This window comes from Caballeronia sordidicola (genome assembly GCF_002220365.1).
Lineage (GTDB): Bacteria > Pseudomonadota > Gammaproteobacteria > Burkholderiales > Burkholderiaceae > Caballeronia > Caballeronia sordidicola_C.
Map to the genome: position 1 here is coordinate 1 of NZ_MTHB01000165.1, position 16,189 is coordinate 16,189.

Below are 16,189 nucleotides of genomic sequence, written 5' to 3' on the forward strand. Positions count from 1 at the left end.
GCGGACCTGGTGGCGCCCAACCGCCGCGCGCAAGCCATCGCGCTGATGTTCACTGGCCTCACGCTCGCGAACGTGCTCGGCGTGCCGCTTGGCACCGCGCTCGGTCAGGTGGCCGGCTGGCGCGCGACGTTCTGGGTGGTAACGCTGATCGGGCTGGGCGCGGCGGGTGCGCTGGCCGTGTGCCTGCCGAAGCACATCGAGATGCGGGAATCGAGCATCCTGCGCGAATTCAACGTGCTGAAGAATCCGCAAGTGCTGATGGTGCTGGGCATCAGCGTGCTGGCATCGGCGAGTCTCTTTTCCGTGTTCACGTACATCACGCCGATCCTTGAGGACGTCACCGGTTTTTCACCGCACGCGGTCACGTTGGTGCTGCTGTTGTTCGGGCTTGGGTTGACTGTCGGAAGCACGCTCGGCGGCAAGCTCGCTGACTGGAAACTATTGCGCTCGCTGCTGACGTTTCTCGTATCCATCATTGTGGTCCAGGCTATTTTCGCCGCCACGATGCACGCCGCCATTCCCGCGATGATCACCATCTTCGTCTGGGGCGTGCTCGCTTTCGCGATCGTTCCCCCCTTGCAGATGTTGATCGTGAACCGCGCAAGCGACGCGCCGAATCTCGCATCGACATTGAATCAGGGTGCATTCAACCTCGGCAACGCGACAGGCGCGTGGCTCGGCGGCATGACGATCGGCGCGGGTGCGGCGCTCAGTGCGCTACCGTGGGTGGGCGTCGTGATGGCCTGCGGCGCGTTCGGACTGACATTGCTGTCGGCGTCGCTGGATCGACGGGCGCGGCGCGGGAGCATCGGGCAGGCGGTTTAGATTTGAAGGTTTAGTTTCATGCCTATGCGATGCCCGCGCTGCTGCGCTCTACTCCCCTACTCCGCCGCGCTGCGCGCGGGCAGAATCACGCCCTTGCATTCACCGAACCCCACGCGATACCCCTCGCCCTGACACCATCCGGTGAGTGTCAATTCGTCCCCGTCTTCAATAAACCTGCGCTCGCCGCCCTCGTCCAGCGTGATTGGGCGCTGTCCGTTCCAGGTCATCTCAAGCAAGCTTCCGCATGAATCCGGCGTCGGGCCGCTGATCGTGCCGGAACCCATCAGATCGCCCACGCGCGTGTTGCAACCCGCCACCGTGTGATGCGCGAGTTGCTGCGCCATCGACCAGTACATCAGCTTGAAATTGGTTCGCGTGAGCTTCGTCGCCAATTCAGCCAGGGCCGGCCGCAGATGTACTTCGAGTTCGATATCGAATGCATGATTGCCGGTGTGGCGCAAATACGGAAGCGGTTCAGGCTCCTGTTTCGGCGTGACCGCACGGAATGGCTCAAGTGCGTCGAGCGTGACGATCCACGGCGAGATCGTGGTCGCGAAACCCTTCGCGTTGAATGGCCCGAGCGGCACGTATTCCCATTGCTGGATATCGCGGGCGCTCCAGTCGTTAAGCAACACCATGCCGAAGATGTGCGACTCCGCATCTTCACAGTCAATAGGCTCGCCCAGCGCGTTCCCCGCGCCGACGATAAACCCCGTCTCCAGTTCAATATCCAGTTTCCGGCATGCGCTGAACACCGGCCGCTCAGCATCGGGCAGCTTGATCTGGCCGCTCGGCCGGCGCACCGGCGTACCGCTCACGATCACCGATGAAGCGCGCCCGTTGTACCCAATCGGCATCTCCGGCCAGTTCGGCAGCAGCGCATTCTTCGGATCGCGAAACATGGAACCCACATTGGTCGCGTGTTCCTTCGATGAATAAAAATCCGTGTAGCCGGGGATATCGACAGGCAGATGCAGCGTCGCACTCGCCCGGGGTATGAGCGCGCGCGCACGCAAGGCCGTGTTGTTTTTCAGCGTGTCGCTATCGGCTGCGAGCAGCGCGCTTACCTGGACACGAACGTCTCGCCACGCATCGCGCCCCAATGCGATGAACGCATTCAGAGTGGATTGCGCGAACACGGGTTCGCATTCGATCAACCCCGCGCGATGCACGACGGCGAGGTCGAGAATCCAGTCGCCGACAGCCACACCCGCGCGCGGCAGCGGATTGACTTCATCGGTGAAAATGCCGAACGGCAGGTTCTGGATCGGGAAGTCGCTTGAGCGATCATTCGCGGAATCGATCCAGCTTTTAAGCCTTGGATCGCGCGTTGCTTCAAGCGATTCATGAGTCGGACCGGCTGAAAAACTCATCGTTGCTCCGGGTTGAAATGTTTGGTCAGTCCCTGCCAGCACTCGTAGTAATGCGCCTGCAATTGCGCGGTTTCCAGAGCGAAGCGGGTTGGCTTGATCAGCGTGCGCGTTTCGAACATGAACGCCATCGTGTCGCCTACCTTCACGGGCGTCGATGTATCCGCGTTCGATGCCTTCTCGAAGGTCCCCGCGTCCGGTCCATGTCCGGACATGCAGTTATGCAGGCTTGAACCGCCGGGCATGAACCCTTCGGATTTCGCGTCGTAGACACCATGCACGAGACCCATGAATTCACTTGCGACGTTCCGATGAAACCAGGGCGGCCGGAACGTATCTTCGTTGGCGAGCCAGCGCGGCGGGAAAATCACGAAGTCTATGGCATCCACTCCCGGCGTATCCGTCTGCGATTGCAGCACGAGGAAGATCGACGGATCGGGGTGATCGAAGCTGATCGAACCAATGGTATTGAACAGGCGCAGGTCGTATTTGTACGGCGCATAGTTGCCGTGCCACGCAACCACGTCGAGCGGCGAATGGCCGATGTCCGCGCGCCACAACACGCCGTTCATCTTCGCGACAAGTTCGAACGCGCCCTCACGGTCTTCATAAGCCGCGTGCGGCGTGAGGAAGTCGCGCGGGTTCGCAAGACCGTTCGACCCGATAGGCCCAAGGTCCGGCAGCCTCAACAAGGCACCGAAGTTCTCGCAAATGTAGCCGCGCGCGGTGTTGTCCGGCAGCGTGACCGAAAAGCGCACGCCGCGCGGAATGACCGCTATTTCGAAGGGTTCAATGTCGAGCCGGCCGAGTTCAGTCGCAATCGATAGCCGTCCTTCCTGCGGCACGATCAGCAGTTCGCCATCGGCGCTGTAGAAGAAGCGGTCCTGCATCGAACGGTTCGCGGCGTAGAGATGGATCGCGCAGCCTTGCATGGATTCGGCGGCGCCGTTGCCCGCCATCGTCACCCAACTATCGATGAAATCAGTGGGTGCGTCGGGCATCGGCAACGGGTCCCAGCGTAGTTGATTCGGCGGCGTGGGCGGCACCTCAGCGAAGTTCGCGACGAGCTTTGCGCGCAGGTCAGTGCCTTCAATCTGCGTGAACGGTTGATGCACCGCGGCCGGCCGTATCCGATACAACCAAGAACGCCGGTTGTGCCCGCGCGGCGCGGTGAACGCGGAGCCCGAAAGCTGCTCGGCATACAGGCCGTAATTCACACGCTGCGGTGAATTGCGGCCGAGCGGCAGCGCACCGGGCAACGCCTCGGTGGCGAAGTCGGCGGCGAAGCCCGATTGATAGTGGCGGCTCGTCTCGGTGTGACTCGTGAATGCGCCAGGCGATTCTGATTTCATGGCTTGTCCTTTTCTACAATTTCATACGCTGGCAGTGGAGGCCGCAACGGAGGCCGCAACGCCGCTGCGCGCCATCGACATCGCTTCGCGCAGTACATCCATGTCGCCGATCTGGTTCGACAGCAGCAGGATCAATTTCGCGTTCACCAGTTGGCTCTCGGTGTTGTCAAGGTCGCGATGCATGTCGATCAGCGCTTCATAGAAGGCATCGGGATCGGCGAGGCGCAAGGTGGTATCGAGCATGGCGGATCTCATCACACGGGCTGGGTTTCGTTCAGGGCGCAAGTCGCACGGTTCAGTGCTTCGCGGACGACGTGAGGATCGAGGCGACGAGCGCGCATCGCGACGTGCTGATCCGGGCGAAGAAGGTAGAACGTGCCGGGATGTGCATCGAAACGTTGGGCCAGGAGACCTTTCACGTCTTCCAATACCTCAACGCCTTCGCGCGATTTGACATCGGAACCCGCCGGCACGATCAAAACAAGCCTCATTTGCGGGCGCAAATCTTTCAACGCGCTCAGCGCCTCGGAGGATTCGCCAAAGAGTACACCCGCAAACGACGACCCCATGCGCTGCAAGAACCATCCGTTGCGGCCAGCGAAAAACACGGGCGCGTCCGCTGCCACGGCGCCCGGCACAAGCGCGCAATGGAAGGCGTCGTGATCCGGCGTGTTCAACGGCGAATCATGCAGCACCGAAGCCGTCGATAACCGCCCGCTGTTCACTATCCGCCGCGCAAACGCGCAGTCTTTCGCGAGCCGCAAAGCGGCGTCGCGGAATACTCGCGACACCTCGCTCTTCGGTGTGATGAAATCGGTTGAGCGCGTGGAGTGGCGGATGTTTTCATCGGCAGCGGCTTCGCGCTCGCTTGCGTAGGTGTCGAGCAAAGCGTCGGGTGCATCGCCGTCAATCACCCATTTTAATTTCCAGCCAAGATTGTCCGCGTCCTGCACGCCGCTGTTCGCGCCGCGCGCGCCGAACGGCGATACGCCATGTGCCGAATCGCCCGCGAACAGCACCCGCCCGTGACGAAACTTATCCATGCGCTGGCATCGGAACGTATAGACGCTCACCCATTCCAGTTCAAATTCAACGTCCGGTCCGAGCAACGCACGCACGCGCGGAATCACACGCTCCGGCGCTTTCTCCAGGATTGGATCAGCGTCCCATCCCAACTGGAAATCGATGCGCCACACGTTGTCCGGTTGCCGATGCAGCAACACCGATTGATTCGGATGAAACGGCGGATCGAACCAGAACCAGCGCTCGGTGGGGAAGTCGGCCTTCATCCGCACATCGGCAATCAGGAAGCGATCCTTGAACGTGCGGCCGTGGGCATCGAGATGCATGAGTGCACGCACCGGGCTACGTGCACCATCGGCGGCGACTACGTAGCTGGCGCGCAGGGTGTAGGGACCGTCAGGCGTGTCGATCTGCAGCGAAACGCATTCGTTCGACTGCGTCATGCCTGTCACCTTGTTGCGCCAGCGGACATCGAGCAAGGGCAACTCGCGCGCCCGCTCAGCCAGATATCCTTCGACGTAATACTGCTGCAGATTGATAAACGCGGGCCGCGCATGATCCGCTTCGGGCAACAAATCGAACGCGTAGAGCAGTTCGTTTTGCAGGAACACCTTGCCCACGTTCCAGCTCACGCCCTTCTCGACCATCGGCTCGCCGCATCCAAGCCGATCGAAGATCTCGAGCGTCCGTTTTGCAAAGCAAATTGCGCGCGACCCCGACGACAACGTATGGTCGTCGTCGAGCAGCACGACCGGGGTGCCCTGCTGCGCGAGGTCGATCGCAGTCGCGAGACCCACCGGCCCCGCGCCGATCACCACGACCGGATGCAGCGGCGAGGGGGCGTCCTGATGGCCGTCTTGATCGGATGAGCGGCGATAGTCGAACGTGAGCGTCTGAAAGTCGATAGCCATGGTCATGGTCGTCGCCCATCAGCTTTCGAGCGTTTCCCACATTTCCTTGTCGCGCTGCGCCGTCCAGATCCGCGGATCGCGATATTGCGTGGCTTCGTCGAAGGCGCGCGTGACATCGAACGGCATGCAGTGATCGAAGATGACCCAGTCGCCGAATTTCGGCTTGAGCGCGGCATACGTGAGCTTGTAGATCTCGTTCAGATCCTTGCCCGCTGAGGCGCCCAGCTTCACCTGATTGAACAATTCGCTTACGAAAGCCCGCGTTCCGGCAATACCGTCCGCCACTTGCTGCGGCGTCTTCAGCGCAGCGCCTCGGCCTGGTACGAGCTTCTCTGGATTGAATGCCGCGAGCGCGTCGAGGGTTGCCGGCCAGTCCTGGTAATAGGCATCGCCGCAATAAGGCGTTGCGCCGTACTCAACCAGATCGCCCGACAACATCACCTTGTCCTGCGGCAGCCACAGCACCGTGTCGCCCTTGGTGTGGCCGCGGCCGAGTTGCATGATCTTCACTTCGAGCTTGCCCAGCCAGAGCGTCATCTCGCCCTTGAAGGTGAGCGTTGGCCACGTCAGCCCCGGCACCGATTCCACCGCGTTGAACAAGCGCGGAAAGCGCTCGATCTCGCTCTTCATGTCTTGCTCGCCGCGCTCGACGATCAGGTCGTATGTATCCTGGCTCGCGATGATCTGCTGCGCGCCGTACGCCGACGCGCCCAGCACACGAACCGCGTGATAGTGCGTGAGCAGGACGTATTTAATGGGTTTGTCCGTGACTTCGCGAATCCGGCGAATCACGTCCTGCGCCATCACGGGCGTGGCTTGCGTATCGGCGACGAGCACCGCGTCGTCCCCAATCACGATGCCCGTATTCGGATCGCCCTCTGCCGTGTACGCATACGCGTGTTCGGAGAGTCGCTCGAACGTCACCTTCTTTTCCGCCAAGTCAGCCTGCGACGCAAATTTCTTCTCACCAGCCATGAAAGTCTCCTGATAAATTGCCGCTCCAATTACGAATAGTAAAACGAATTACGTTAAGTGAAACTAATGTTAACCCTAAGCACAAACGAGAAGAGGGTTTCGCTTCATATCAATAGGTGGATTTTGTGCAAGGCACCACGCGCAGCGCTGCTACCATCAACGCTACACCTCTCACACGCCGCCTTCATGATTGCCCCAACCGTCCAGCAACTTGTTTCTCGCGCCGCGGACTACCCGTTTCCCGGCGCGCGCTTTGTCATGGGCGAAGGGGCGAGCGCGGGCACGGCCGTCGCGTTTTACGAAGGGTTTTGCCTGGCGAGCGCGTATGAACCTATCTTCGATGTCACCACGCGAGGGCTACCACAATCGCTGACAGCATCGGTGGAAAGTGCGGAGCGATTCGGCGACGAACTGGGTTTCCAGGCGCTGACGCTTACCGCCGATGGCGCATTGTTCGATCCGTTCGCGCAACTCGACGACGACCCGAAGCTGGTCGAGCTCGACCGGCTCTCACGCGCATTGCATGCGTTTAATTTTTTTGGCGCGCAGCGGCCGGGTTTGCTGTTCTTGCGTGTCCATGAGCGTCTGTTGAAAAGCGTGAAATACGATCATGGCAAGCACTTCTCTTCGGTATTGATCGAATTCGGGTTGAATCCGGCGCGGATCGTGATTGAGTTGCCGCCGGCGGCGGTTGCGCACCGAACTTTCCTCGGGTATCTCGTGAAGAGTTATCAGAAGTATGGGTTCAAGGTCGCGGGGAATTTGCCCAATGCCGGGCAGATCATGTCCGTGTCGGATATGGCTCGGTTGGACTTCATCAAGATGGATGCGGGTGCGGCGTTGAGGGATTCTGTGGTGAAGCCGCTGGTGGGGTATGCGCACCGGCTGAAGATTCCGCTCATATTTAGCCATGTGGGAGACGAAGCGCAGTTCGAAGCGCTCCAGCAATTCGATGTGAGTTTTGTGCAAGGGCCCGCGTTCGAGGCGCACGCAATTGGTCGGGTGGGACGGTAGGGGCGTTCGTACTTGTTTAGGGCAAGGTTGATGCCGGGTTGCTAGGTTCCAGCGTTAGCGGTCGGGGTTCAAGCCGAGTTGCTGCTTTCAAGGTTAGTGGTCGGCCTGAGTCGGATTTTCTCTTTACCACTACTGCGCTGGATGCTGAAATTTATCGGCTCCACTCGCTAACCATCGGCCAAGAATGGGTTCGTCATCCTCTTGAGGTCATTGGGTTTCGATATACCGTTGAAACGCTTAAAAAAGCGTGGACTAACCTTTGTCTTTGGATTCAACGCTAACACGCGCGGTGAACTCGCTGCCGATCCATCTGGTTGCCTTTTGCTCCCTCACTACCAAGAATGTTTTGGTCCGCTGGATCAATCATTGGGAAGGGTGGTTTTTCGATTTGCCGAGAACAGATTCGAATGGATGAAAGACCGGTGGGATTTGATGGGCAAGCCAGATCACGCGAGCACAATCGCGAAGATGAACGCGTTGGGTGCAACAGCCGCGGGCGCGGTGCAGCTCAAGGAAATCGCTGAGAAGGCGTTGTACCTGGTCAAGATTGCGCCTATCGGCGAAGCGGCCCACGAGCGAACCGACTACGCAACGTTTAACCCCCAAAAATTGCAGTGGAGTTATAGGCCAAACGATGAGCGCCAGCGCCACCTCCAGCACTAACGCGCTTCCCATGATAGCGTCACCTCACTGAATCAGTTTGCTATTGGGCGTCACGCGCGGATCGTTGCAAAGCCGCCCGCACCTGCCCTCGCACAACGGGGTCAGCTCGACTGAGACTTGCTCGACAGTAAGCGAGCCATCCGGAGCCCTCTCCGTCATGGCGTCGGTGAACGTCCTTTTGTCAGTTAATATATTCTCATTCTTGATGCCAAGCATTAGCAAGTATGCCTTGACATTTTCTCCTCGTAATTTTTTCAACCGTTCTACCCCCTGTTCGCCTTTGTATGCACCCGCGATCACTTCCGCGCGAATTTGTACGTCCGGCCACTTTTTCGCTTCAATGTACATGTTCGCGATGACAAGCCGATCCGCATTCGAAATGTCGGTTGCGCCGAATGGCACATGAGTTTCCATCCCCTCGCCGATCGTGCACGCGTACGCTGCTGTCGAAAACCAAGGCGTAACCGTTGTTGCCGTTAAGACCAGCAACGCAAGGAGTTTCGTTTTCATCGTTGTATTGATGCGTCAGCCGGACGAGTGGCGGAAGTGGCGCCATTGCAGCATTTGTTCGGGCACTGCGGCTCGAACGAAATCTCTATCCTTCGTCCGTTCTCAACGTCGGCGGTGTTGTAGACGCGCGAACTCGTTTTGATCGGCGCCTTAACAAAACCCATGTTCACCAACAACTGCTTGCCGAGCAGCATGCGCGTCCTGGCTGTCGCATCAGGATTATGTTCTGAATTATCAGCGTGTCCACTAAGTTCAGTTTCTTCGTCGGGATTGTGCTCTTGGTAGGACACTTTTTGGTCTGCCACCCAGTGGGCCAGCCGAAGGATTTCGCTATTTGGTAGCTGCGTCGAGTTTCGAGCAAAGTACAAATCAATGTTCTCGCTTGCCACGCATGCGAAGGCTTGCGATACATTCACTGAAAGCATCAGAAGAAAATATTTAAGCCTCATATATAACGTATCCGGCAATGCTGTCAGCATTATCGATGGCCCGCTCGGGGTTGGTCTTGGCCAATGGCAATGATTTAGACATGTAATAAATATGATCTTGGGTTCCGAAAGTATCTTTGAAGTGGCTTGCTTCGTGAATCAACGTCGATACCACCGAATCTTTGTCCCACGAAAATTCGCGCATGCTGCAAAAATTTACGTGAATGCAGATGGTGTGTGTTGCTGTGTCGGGACCGCAGACATCGGCGACAACACCGCTTCCGTTTTTGTTATTTGGCACGCACCCAAGGTGCTTGACCAACTCATCGGAATACCGCACGAAATTTTTCGGTTGAAGGTCGCGCAGCACGCGTGCTAATGCCGTGAGGCCAGTCATTAACCGCTGCCGCAAGTCCTCGCTGCTGGATCCAAACCACAGAGCAACTCTTGCCTGGTCTTTGGCGGTCCATCGCTTCAAATCCAAAATTCGAGTATCAACATGAGTTACCGCTCTGTCTCGATTCTTTAGAACCATCGCTCGAAACTCGGCATCCGTCATGTTTGGGCAGATCGACGGTGCATCGAGGTCCAGGAAAATATCAACGTTTGAATCAGGCGTGCGGTTCGTGGTTGCGGTTCCAACTGCTACCCAGTTTTCTTCTGACATATATCTCTCAGTGTTGAATTTCAATCGTTACGTTCTGCGCGCGTAATGTTTCGATGCGCGCGGTTCTTCCGCGGGCATCGGTGACGCCGCTACTGATTACGCCGGACGAGGACCGCACGCGATATTGGACGTGCATCAACGGTTGTTCGGTTTGTCGATCCCTCAGTACGAATCCGTGACCGAAAAGTACGAGGCCGACGCCTGGCTGCGCCGTCGCGTGGTGGTGATCGGAAACGTCTCCCAGCGACTCGACCATGTCGTCGTTGCGGGAAGTGCTCTGCATTGTCGCGATCATTATTGGAGGCTGCCCACACTTGCAAAGCACGATGTCACCCTCGTGCGCTACCTCGACACCGTGATGCCAAGGGCGCCGTGGGCCACCGGCCTTGACGATAGGTCCGCTGCTGTTGCATGCGTTGCAGTGCACTGAGGCACCTATCAACGCTATCTGATGACCCCTGATAAGGTACGACGCCCCAGAGTATGGCTCGATGGTACCCCCGGTTTCGGGTTCGTCGCCGATACACAACAACAAGCGCATCATCGGCGTGTTCCCGTTGTATGAGCGCCTCGATAGATCTCGATAAGCAGATTCGAAGCTGCATCGGTCACGACTCGCTCTGTGCGACCGTTCGCGTCGGTTACGCCCGTTGCCAGGAGCTGCGAGCCGTCTCTGAGTCGGTATTGAACATTCGGCAATGGCCGCTGCGTGCGGTGGTCGCGCAGCGTGATTGCTTCGTCGTGGTGGCGCAAAAGCGGGACGCCTGACGGTGTATAGCCTTCCTGAATCGCCTTGGCTGCCGACCCAAAACGAATCGACAGATTGGCCGGGCTTGCTCGGGCGAAGTAAGGCGGTGAGTCCAAAGGGCGCGATGTAACGGGTCATAATTTCGTTTGATGGTATTTGCGAGTCGTTGAACATTGTTGGTCCTGTTTGTTGGACCTAAAGCAGACCGCGCCAAAAACGATCGATCGATCGGACGACTCCGAATATGGTTGGGACCCTTACTCCACGGACGTTTTTTCCTACAACCTCTTGAGCTTCTTTGATGTCTCCCTCGATCATTTCACGTTCCGCACGCCGCTATCGAAGTGTCCGGCGTCGAAGTAACCCGCAATAAATCGCGCGCGACCAGCACGGGCCACTTTCCTTCCAGTCTCGATTGCTCTAGACGCAACGGCTGGGTATTCCATGGATCCACCACTGAAATTGCGACCGCACAGCCGTACGTTTTTACACTGCGCTGCGCTTCGGCTGTAGGCGCCAGGCGTGAAACTTGGTGCAGCGCAATAGCTTTCAGATTCCGCTGCACCTCCACACCGCCCCAAAAAAATTACGCGAAACCACAAAGCGGAAATGCTGCGGAGCGCCTTGACTTTCATCGAATCGAATACGATCATTCGCTCACAGAACGAGCAAATGATCGACGCAACACGGATTCGGCCTTGGCGCCCACCCCGGGTTCGGCGACATCGAGACACAGCACAGCGCCCGGCACCGCATGAGGCGTATCCAGTTCAAAGGAAGGACGACATGACTACCGAAAGCCACGCAGCCGCCGACGTGATCCTGCACATCGGCGCGGGTTCTTTTCATCGTGCGCATCAGGCGTGGTACCTGCACAAGCTGATTGAATCCGGCGATACGCGCTGGTCGCTGACGGTCGGCAATATTCGCGGCGACATGAATGCGGTACTGGAAGCGCTCGCCGCACAGAGTGGCACCTATACGTTGGAAACCGTCACGCCGCAGGGCGAGCGAGCATATGAAACCATCCGCTCGATCACGAAGGTCGTGCCGTGGGCACCGGACCTGAACGCGCTCGTGGCGGCGGGTGCTGCGCCCGAATGCAAGATCGTATCGTTCACGGTGACCGAGGGCGGTTATTACCTCGATGAACACCATAAGCTGGATACGGCGAATGCGGATCTGGCCGCCGACCTGAAAGGCGCCCGCACGACCATCTATGGCGCGCTCGCCGCTATTCTCGACGCTCGCATGAAGCAGAACTCGGGCAAGGTGACGCTGCAAAACTGCGACAACCTACGCAGCAACGGTGATCGTTTTAAAGCCGGCATGCTTGAGTTCCTGCAATTGCGTGGCGAAACTGCGCTGCGCGAATGGATGATCGCGAATACGTCATGCCCGAACGCAATGGTCGATCGCATCACACCACGCCCCACGCCCGATGTCCGCGAACGCGTGCTGGCCGCCACCGGTTTCGACGATAAAGCGCCCGTCATGGGCGAAGCGTTTATCCAGTGGGTGATCGAGGACGAATTCATTGCTGGGCGGCCGGCATGGGAAAAAGTCGGCGCGGAAATGGTCCACTCTGTGCTCCCGTACGAAGAAGCCAAGATCCGCATTCTCAACGCGACGCACAGCTGTATTGCTTGGGCAGGAACGCTCGTTGGGCACCAATACATTCACGAAGGCACGCAAGACGCCGAGATCCGCGCGCTCGCCGAAACCTACGTCACCGAAGACGTGATTCCTTGCCTGTCGCCGAGTCCTATTGACCTGGCCAAGTACCGCGATGTGGTGCTGGACCGCTTCGTCAATCCGTATATCCAGGACACGAATCAACGCGTGGCGGCCGATGGCTTCTCGAAGATCCCCGGTTTTATTGCACCGACTTTGCGTGAATGTTTTGCGCGTCACGTCGATCCGAACGCGACGGCCATGTTGCCCGCACTGTTCTTCCGCTTCCTCGAACGCTGGCACGAAGGCAAGCTGCCGTATGCGTACCAGGACGGCGTGATGGACCCCGCTACCGCGCACGCTTTCTTCGAGGCAGACGATCCCGTGAAGGCTTTCGTCGCGGACAAACTGCTCTGGGGCAGCCTCGCACAAAGCGCCGATCTGGAACGCGTGCTGCGCGCGGCGCTTGACCGTGTCGATGTTTGGCTCGCCAAGAGAGCCTGAGCTGCTCAATCACCCTTCTTCATGCCTGTCCGGTGTTATTGCCAATGGCGTAACACTGGCAGCGGCGCTACATTAGCGCCTCCGGTTTCCCGCGGCTTCAGGCCTTCATCAAGGGTTCGTCCATGTATTTAGGCATCGATCTCGGCACCTCCGAAGTAAAAGTTCTCCTGCTCGCGAGCGACGGCAGTGTCGTCGGCACGGCGGGCACGCCCTTCACCGTTTCCCGTCCAAAACCCCGCTGGTCCGAGCAAAATCCGCTCGACTGGTGGAACGGCACGCGCGCCGCGCTGTTCGCTTTACGCGATAAATTCCCGCAAGAATTCGCGCAGATTCGCGGCATCGGTTTGTCGGGACAGATGCACGGCGCGGTGCTGCTCGATTCCGAGGATCGCGTGCTGCGGCCGGCGATCCTCTGGAACGACATGCGCAGCGACAAGGAATGCGACGAGTTGACCGAGCGCGCCTCGGAGTTGCACAGAATCGCCGGCAATCTCGCAATGCCCGGTTTCACCGCACCGAAGTTGCTCTGGGTGCAGCACAATGAACCTGACATTTTTAATCGGACGGCGTGCGTGTTGCTGCCGAAGGATTATCTGCGGCTGCATCTGACGGGCACGAAGGTATCCGATCCGTCCGACGCCGCCGGCACGTTGTGGCTCGATGTCGCGCGCCGCGACTGGTCCGACGAACTGCTCGCCGCCTGCAACATGACGCGCGCCCAAATGCCGGCACTGGCCGAAGGCAGCGAGCCCTCGGGAACGCTGCTGCCCGCGCTCGCCCGTGAACTTGGATTGCCCGATGGCGTAGTCGTCGCGGCCGGTGGCGGCGACAATGCGGCAAGCGCGGTGGGTATCGGCGCGACGGAACCGGGCGATGGTTTCCTGTCGCTGGGCACGTCGGGCGTCCTGTGCGTGGTCGGCGACCGTTTCCGGCCGAATCCATCGTCGGCGGTGCATGCGTTCTGTCACGCCATTCCCGATCGCTGGCATCAGATGAGCGTGGTGTTGTCGGCCGCGAGTTGCCTGCGCTGGGTCTGCAAGCTCACCTCAACCGACGAACCTACGCTGCTCGCCGAAATCGCTGCGCTCGATCCGGCTTCGCTTGAGATCGCGCCGCTCTTCCTGCCGTATCTCAGCGGCGAACGTACGCCGCATAACGACCCGTATGCGCAAGGCGTGTTCTTCGGCATGACGCACGCAACCGACCGCGCGTTGCTCGGTTACGCGGTGCTCGAAGGCGTGACGCTCGCGCTGACCGATGGCCTCGACGCGTTGCAGGCGGCCGGCACCGAAGTGCACGCGCTGTCGCTTTTGGGTGGCGGTGCGCGCAGCAAATACTGGGGCCAGTTATTAGCGGACGCCCTTAACACCCGCACGCGCACGCACGGCGGCGGTGAGACCGGCGCGGCGCTCGGCGCGGCACGCCTCGGCTGGCTGGCGGCGGGCGGCGATCCGGCCGTGGTGCTGGCCAAACCACCTGTGAAGGACGAGTTCATCCCGAACGCGGAACGCCATGCGATTCTGCGGCAACGGCTAAAGGGATTCCGCGAGCTGTATCAGCACGTGCGCCCGTTGTTCGATCCCGCGCGTCCGCGGCTCGCGTGATGGTTTGCATGATGACTTAAGCGGCGCCCGGAGCGTTTTTGCGCTCTGGCGCCGAGCGTGCACAATGTCGATCTTTCGCGTGCCTTGATGGCGCGCGATTCTCTTTGTAGTCGACACGAACGATCAGATATCGAGCCACCGTGCCCAAGTCCAACGAAAAACTCGATCTCGCCACCCGCGCCGCGTGGCTGTATTACGTCGCGGGCAACACGCAGAATGAAATTGCGGAGAAGCTGCAGATCTCGCGGCCTGTCGCCCAGCGGCTGGTCGCGTTCGCGGTGGAAAAGAACCTGATCCGCGTGCGCGTGGACCACCGGATTGCCGATTGCCTCGCACTGGCCGCGAAGTTGTCGAAGCGATATGGTTTGTCGATGTGCGAAGTCGTGCCTATAGACGGTGATTCGCCCGAGCAAGTGGACCGCAAACTGGCGGTCGCGGGCGCGCAAGTGATGGAGCGTTATCTCACCGATGAAAAACCGCTGGTGATCTCGATCAGCACCGGCCGGACGCTCAAGGCCGTGGTCGCGCAAATCGGGCAACTGGAACGTCCGCAGCATCGCTTGGTGTCAATGGTAGGGGCGATTGCCCAGGACGGCTCCTCGAACCGCTACGACGTCGCGCAGCACCTCTCTGAAAAGACCGGCGGCAAGCATTTCATGTTGCCCGCGCCGTTGATGGCAGATAGCCGCGCCGAGCGCGAGCAATGGTGCAATCACCGGCTGTACCGCATTGTCGATGCGCTGTCCGGGAACGCCGATGTCGCGTTTATCGGGATCGGCAATATCGGGATCAATTGCCCGCTGCATGAGGACGGCTTTATCACGACCGCCGAAGTGGAAGAGATGATGCAGGCCGGCGCGGTGGCTGAACTGCTCGGATTACCGATAAACGCACAAGGCGTGCGCGTGCAATCAACGACCGGCGAGCGTGTGACCAGCTTGCGGCTGGACGCGCCGCCGAAGCGGCCGACCATTGGCTTCGCGGGTGGCTTGAGGAAACGTGAGGCGGTGATCGCAGCGTTGCAGGGGAAATGGCTTTCCGGATTGGTCACGGACGAGTTGTGCGCGCAGGCAGCGCTGGACGCTTGAGAGTGGGGGCGGGGCGGGGTTTAAAGTGGTAGGTTCTGGCTTTTAGGCGCATCATCCTGCGAATTAAGAAACGTCCGATCGACCGTGCTTTTTTGGCGTCATCTCCTGATATGACTCTAACCCTCGGAGGCATATCGATGTTCCCTGCCGCACTCATTCCCGAAGACAAGTTGCAAACGCGCTATATCGCGCCGTTCGGACTCACTGCACTGCTTCGTCCGAATAAGCCTGGTGAGTCCGTTGAGTCGTTGTGGATTGGCGGCCATCAGGGCGAACCGGGAATCGTTCTTTTCGTTTCTGCGCTTGATGCTGAAATTTATCGACTCCACTCGCTAACCATCGGTCAAGAATGGGTTAGGCATCCTCTTGAGGTTATCGGGTTCCGATATACCGTTGAAACGCTTAAAAAAGCGTGGACTAACCTCGTCTTTGGATTCAACGCTAACGTTCGTGGTGAACTCTCCGTTGGTCCTTCTGGTTGCCTTCTTGTCCCTCACTACCAAGAATGTTTCGGCCCGCTGGATCAATCTTTGGAACGAGTGGTCTTTCGATTTGCCGCGAACAGATTCGAGTGGATGAAAGAACAGCGGGATTTGATGGGCGAGCCAGATCACGCGAGCACAATCGCGGAGATGAACGCGCTAGGCGTGACAGCCAAGGGCGCGGTACAGCTCAAGGACATCGCTGAAAAAGCATTGACCCTGACCAAGATTGCGCCTATTGGCGAAGCCGCCCACGAGCGAATCGACTACTCCACGTTTAACCCGGCCACATCGCAGTGGCGTTATGGACCTAACGATGCGCGCCAGCGCGAGCATCTGCACTGACGCGCC

General features: G+C 59.1%; 16 protein-coding genes. 7 read left to right on the forward strand and 9 right to left on the reverse strand.

Going from position 1 to position 16,189, the window contains the following annotated elements:
* The coding region (locus tag BSU04_RS24075; protein ID WP_144021333.1) for an MFS transporter at positions 1 to 825 on the forward strand (825 nt) is incomplete at its 5' end.
* A gap of 56 nt (positions 826 to 881) precedes the next feature.
* Here the strand turns inward: BSU04_RS24075 and fahA are convergent.
* Genes fahA through BSU04_RS24100 form a run of 5 tightly spaced genes read right to left on the reverse strand, consistent with a single transcriptional unit; the run spans position 882 to position 6,456 of the window.
* The gene (gene fahA / locus BSU04_RS24080) at positions 882 to 2,198 is read right to left on the reverse strand and encodes a fumarylacetoacetase (protein ID WP_089162936.1); all 1,317 of its coding nucleotides are present in this window, start codon (positions 2,196 to 2,198) and stop codon (positions 882 to 884) included.
* A complete protein-coding gene (gene hmgA, locus BSU04_RS24085) occupies positions 2,195 to 3,547 on the reverse strand; it encodes a homogentisate 1,2-dioxygenase (protein ID WP_089162937.1) in 1,353 nt (450 codons plus the stop codon). Before hmgA ends, fahA begins: the two co-directional genes overlap by 4 nt.
* A 21-nt stretch (positions 3,548 to 3,568) precedes the next feature.
* Positions 3,569 to 3,790, reverse strand: a complete 222-nt coding sequence (locus BSU04_RS24090) for a DUF2783 domain-containing protein (protein ID WP_089163072.1) — start codon at positions 3,788 to 3,790, stop codon at positions 3,569 to 3,571.
* An 11-nt stretch (positions 3,791 to 3,801) separates the two neighbouring features.
* Positions 3,802 to 5,481 carry an FAD-dependent oxidoreductase gene (locus BSU04_RS24095; RefSeq protein WP_089163073.1) on the reverse strand — a complete coding sequence of 560 codons (1,680 nt, stop codon included), beginning with the start codon at positions 5,479 to 5,481 and terminating at the stop codon, positions 3,802 to 3,804.
* A gap of 18 nt (positions 5,482 to 5,499) precedes the next feature.
* Positions 5,500 to 6,456: an MBL fold metallo-hydrolase gene (locus tag BSU04_RS24100; protein WP_089162938.1), complete on the reverse strand. Its 957-nt coding sequence runs from the start codon at positions 6,454 to 6,456 to the stop codon at positions 5,500 to 5,502.
* Positions 6,457 to 6,642: 186 nt separating this feature from the next.
* Here BSU04_RS24100 and BSU04_RS24105 point away from each other — a divergent pair, with 186 nt between their 5' ends.
* On the forward strand, positions 6,643 to 7,470 hold the full coding sequence (locus BSU04_RS24105) for an EAL domain-containing protein (RefSeq protein ID WP_089162939.1): 828 nt from the start codon (positions 6,643 to 6,645) through the stop codon (positions 7,468 to 7,470).
* Between the two features lie 228 nt (positions 7,471 to 7,698).
* Positions 7,699 to 8,133 carry a hypothetical protein gene (locus BSU04_RS24110; RefSeq protein WP_144021334.1) on the forward strand — a complete coding sequence of 145 codons (435 nt, stop codon included), beginning with the start codon at positions 7,699 to 7,701 and terminating at the stop codon, positions 8,131 to 8,133.
* Positions 8,134 to 8,157: 24 nt separating this feature from the next.
* Here the strand turns inward: BSU04_RS24110 and BSU04_RS24115 are convergent, their stop codons facing one another.
* The 4 genes from BSU04_RS24115 to BSU04_RS48880 are packed head-to-tail and all read right to left on the reverse strand — an operon-like array spanning position 8,158 to position 10,660.
* The gene (locus BSU04_RS24115) at positions 8,158 to 8,643 is read right to left on the reverse strand and encodes a hypothetical protein (protein WP_256983261.1); all 486 of its coding nucleotides are present in this window, start codon (positions 8,641 to 8,643) and stop codon (positions 8,158 to 8,160) included.
* On the reverse strand, positions 8,640 to 9,092 hold the full coding sequence (locus tag BSU04_RS24120) for a hypothetical protein (RefSeq protein WP_256983262.1): 453 nt from the start codon (positions 9,090 to 9,092) through the stop codon (positions 8,640 to 8,642). The genes BSU04_RS24115 and BSU04_RS24120 overlap by 4 nt, the downstream gene beginning before the upstream one ends.
* The gene (locus BSU04_RS24125) at positions 9,082 to 9,738 is read right to left on the reverse strand and encodes a M35 family metallo-endopeptidase (protein WP_089162941.1); all 657 of its coding nucleotides are present in this window, start codon (positions 9,736 to 9,738) and stop codon (positions 9,082 to 9,084) included. The genes BSU04_RS24120 and BSU04_RS24125 overlap by 11 nt, the downstream gene beginning before the upstream one ends.
* Before the next feature lie 7 nt (positions 9,739 to 9,745).
* On the reverse strand, positions 9,746 to 10,660 hold the full coding sequence (locus BSU04_RS48880; protein WP_089162942.1) for a PAAR domain-containing protein: 915 nt from the start codon (positions 10,658 to 10,660) through the stop codon (positions 9,746 to 9,748).
* Positions 10,661 to 11,272: 612 nt separating this feature from the next.
* Here BSU04_RS48880 and dalD point away from each other — a divergent pair.
* The 4 genes from dalD (at position 11,273) to BSU04_RS24150 (ending at position 16,183) form a co-directional block, all read left to right on the forward strand.
* Positions 11,273 to 12,664 (forward strand): D-arabinitol 4-dehydrogenase, encoded by a 1,392-nt coding sequence (gene dalD, locus BSU04_RS24135; RefSeq protein WP_089162943.1) that lies wholly within the window; start codon positions 11,273 to 11,275, stop codon positions 12,662 to 12,664.
* A 122-nt stretch (positions 12,665 to 12,786) separates the two neighbouring features.
* Positions 12,787 to 14,268: a xylulokinase gene (gene xylB / locus BSU04_RS24140; protein ID WP_089162944.1), complete on the forward strand. Its 1,482-nt coding sequence runs from the start codon at positions 12,787 to 12,789 to the stop codon at positions 14,266 to 14,268.
* A 140-nt stretch (positions 14,269 to 14,408) separates the two neighbouring features.
* Entirely contained in the window at positions 14,409 to 15,356 is a 948-nt protein-coding gene (locus tag BSU04_RS24145) for a sugar-binding transcriptional regulator (RefSeq protein WP_089162945.1), read from the forward strand.
* 137 nt (positions 15,357 to 15,493) lie between these two features.
* A complete protein-coding gene (locus BSU04_RS24150) occupies positions 15,494 to 16,183 on the forward strand; it encodes a hypothetical protein (RefSeq protein ID WP_089162946.1) in 690 nt (229 codons plus the stop codon).
* Positions 16,184 to 16,189 lie beyond the last annotated feature (6 nt).

Coding starts and splice junctions, on each gene's coding strand:
- BSU04_RS24100 (WP_089162938.1), bottom strand. CDS start 6,456: ATGGCTGGTGAGAAGAAATTTGCGTCGCAGGCTGACTTGGCGGAAAAG.
- hmgA (WP_089162937.1), bottom strand. CDS start 3,547: ATGAAATCAGAATCGCCTGGCGCATTCACGAGTCACACCGAGACGAGC.
- BSU04_RS48880 (WP_089162942.1), bottom strand. CDS start 10,660: ATGTTCAACGACTCGCAAATACCATCAAACGAAATTATGACCCGTTAC.
- BSU04_RS24115 (WP_256983261.1), bottom strand. CDS start 8,643: ATGAAAACGAAACTCCTTGCGTTGCTGGTCTTAACGGCAACAACGGTT.
- BSU04_RS24125 (WP_089162941.1), bottom strand. CDS start 9,738: ATGTCAGAAGAAAACTGGGTAGCAGTTGGAACCGCAACCACGAACCGC.
- BSU04_RS24120 (WP_256983262.1), bottom strand. CDS start 9,092: ATGAGGCTTAAATATTTTCTTCTGATGCTTTCAGTGAATGTATCGCAA.
- xylB (WP_089162944.1), top strand. CDS start 12,787: ATGTATTTAGGCATCGATCTCGGCACCTCCGAAGTAAAAGTTCTCCTG.
- BSU04_RS24105 (WP_089162939.1), top strand. CDS start 6,643: ATGATTGCCCCAACCGTCCAGCAACTTGTTTCTCGCGCCGCGGACTAC.
- dalD (WP_089162943.1), top strand. CDS start 11,273: ATGACTACCGAAAGCCACGCAGCCGCCGACGTGATCCTGCACATCGGC.
- BSU04_RS24090 (WP_089163072.1), bottom strand. CDS start 3,790: ATGCTCGATACCACCTTGCGCCTCGCCGATCCCGATGCCTTCTATGAA.
- BSU04_RS24150 (WP_089162946.1), top strand. CDS start 15,494: ATGTTCCCTGCCGCACTCATTCCCGAAGACAAGTTGCAAACGCGCTAT.
- BSU04_RS24095 (WP_089163073.1), bottom strand. CDS start 5,481: ATGGCTATCGACTTTCAGACGCTCACGTTCGACTATCGCCGCTCATCC.
- fahA (WP_089162936.1), bottom strand. CDS start 2,198: ATGAGTTTTTCAGCCGGTCCGACTCATGAATCGCTTGAAGCAACGCGC.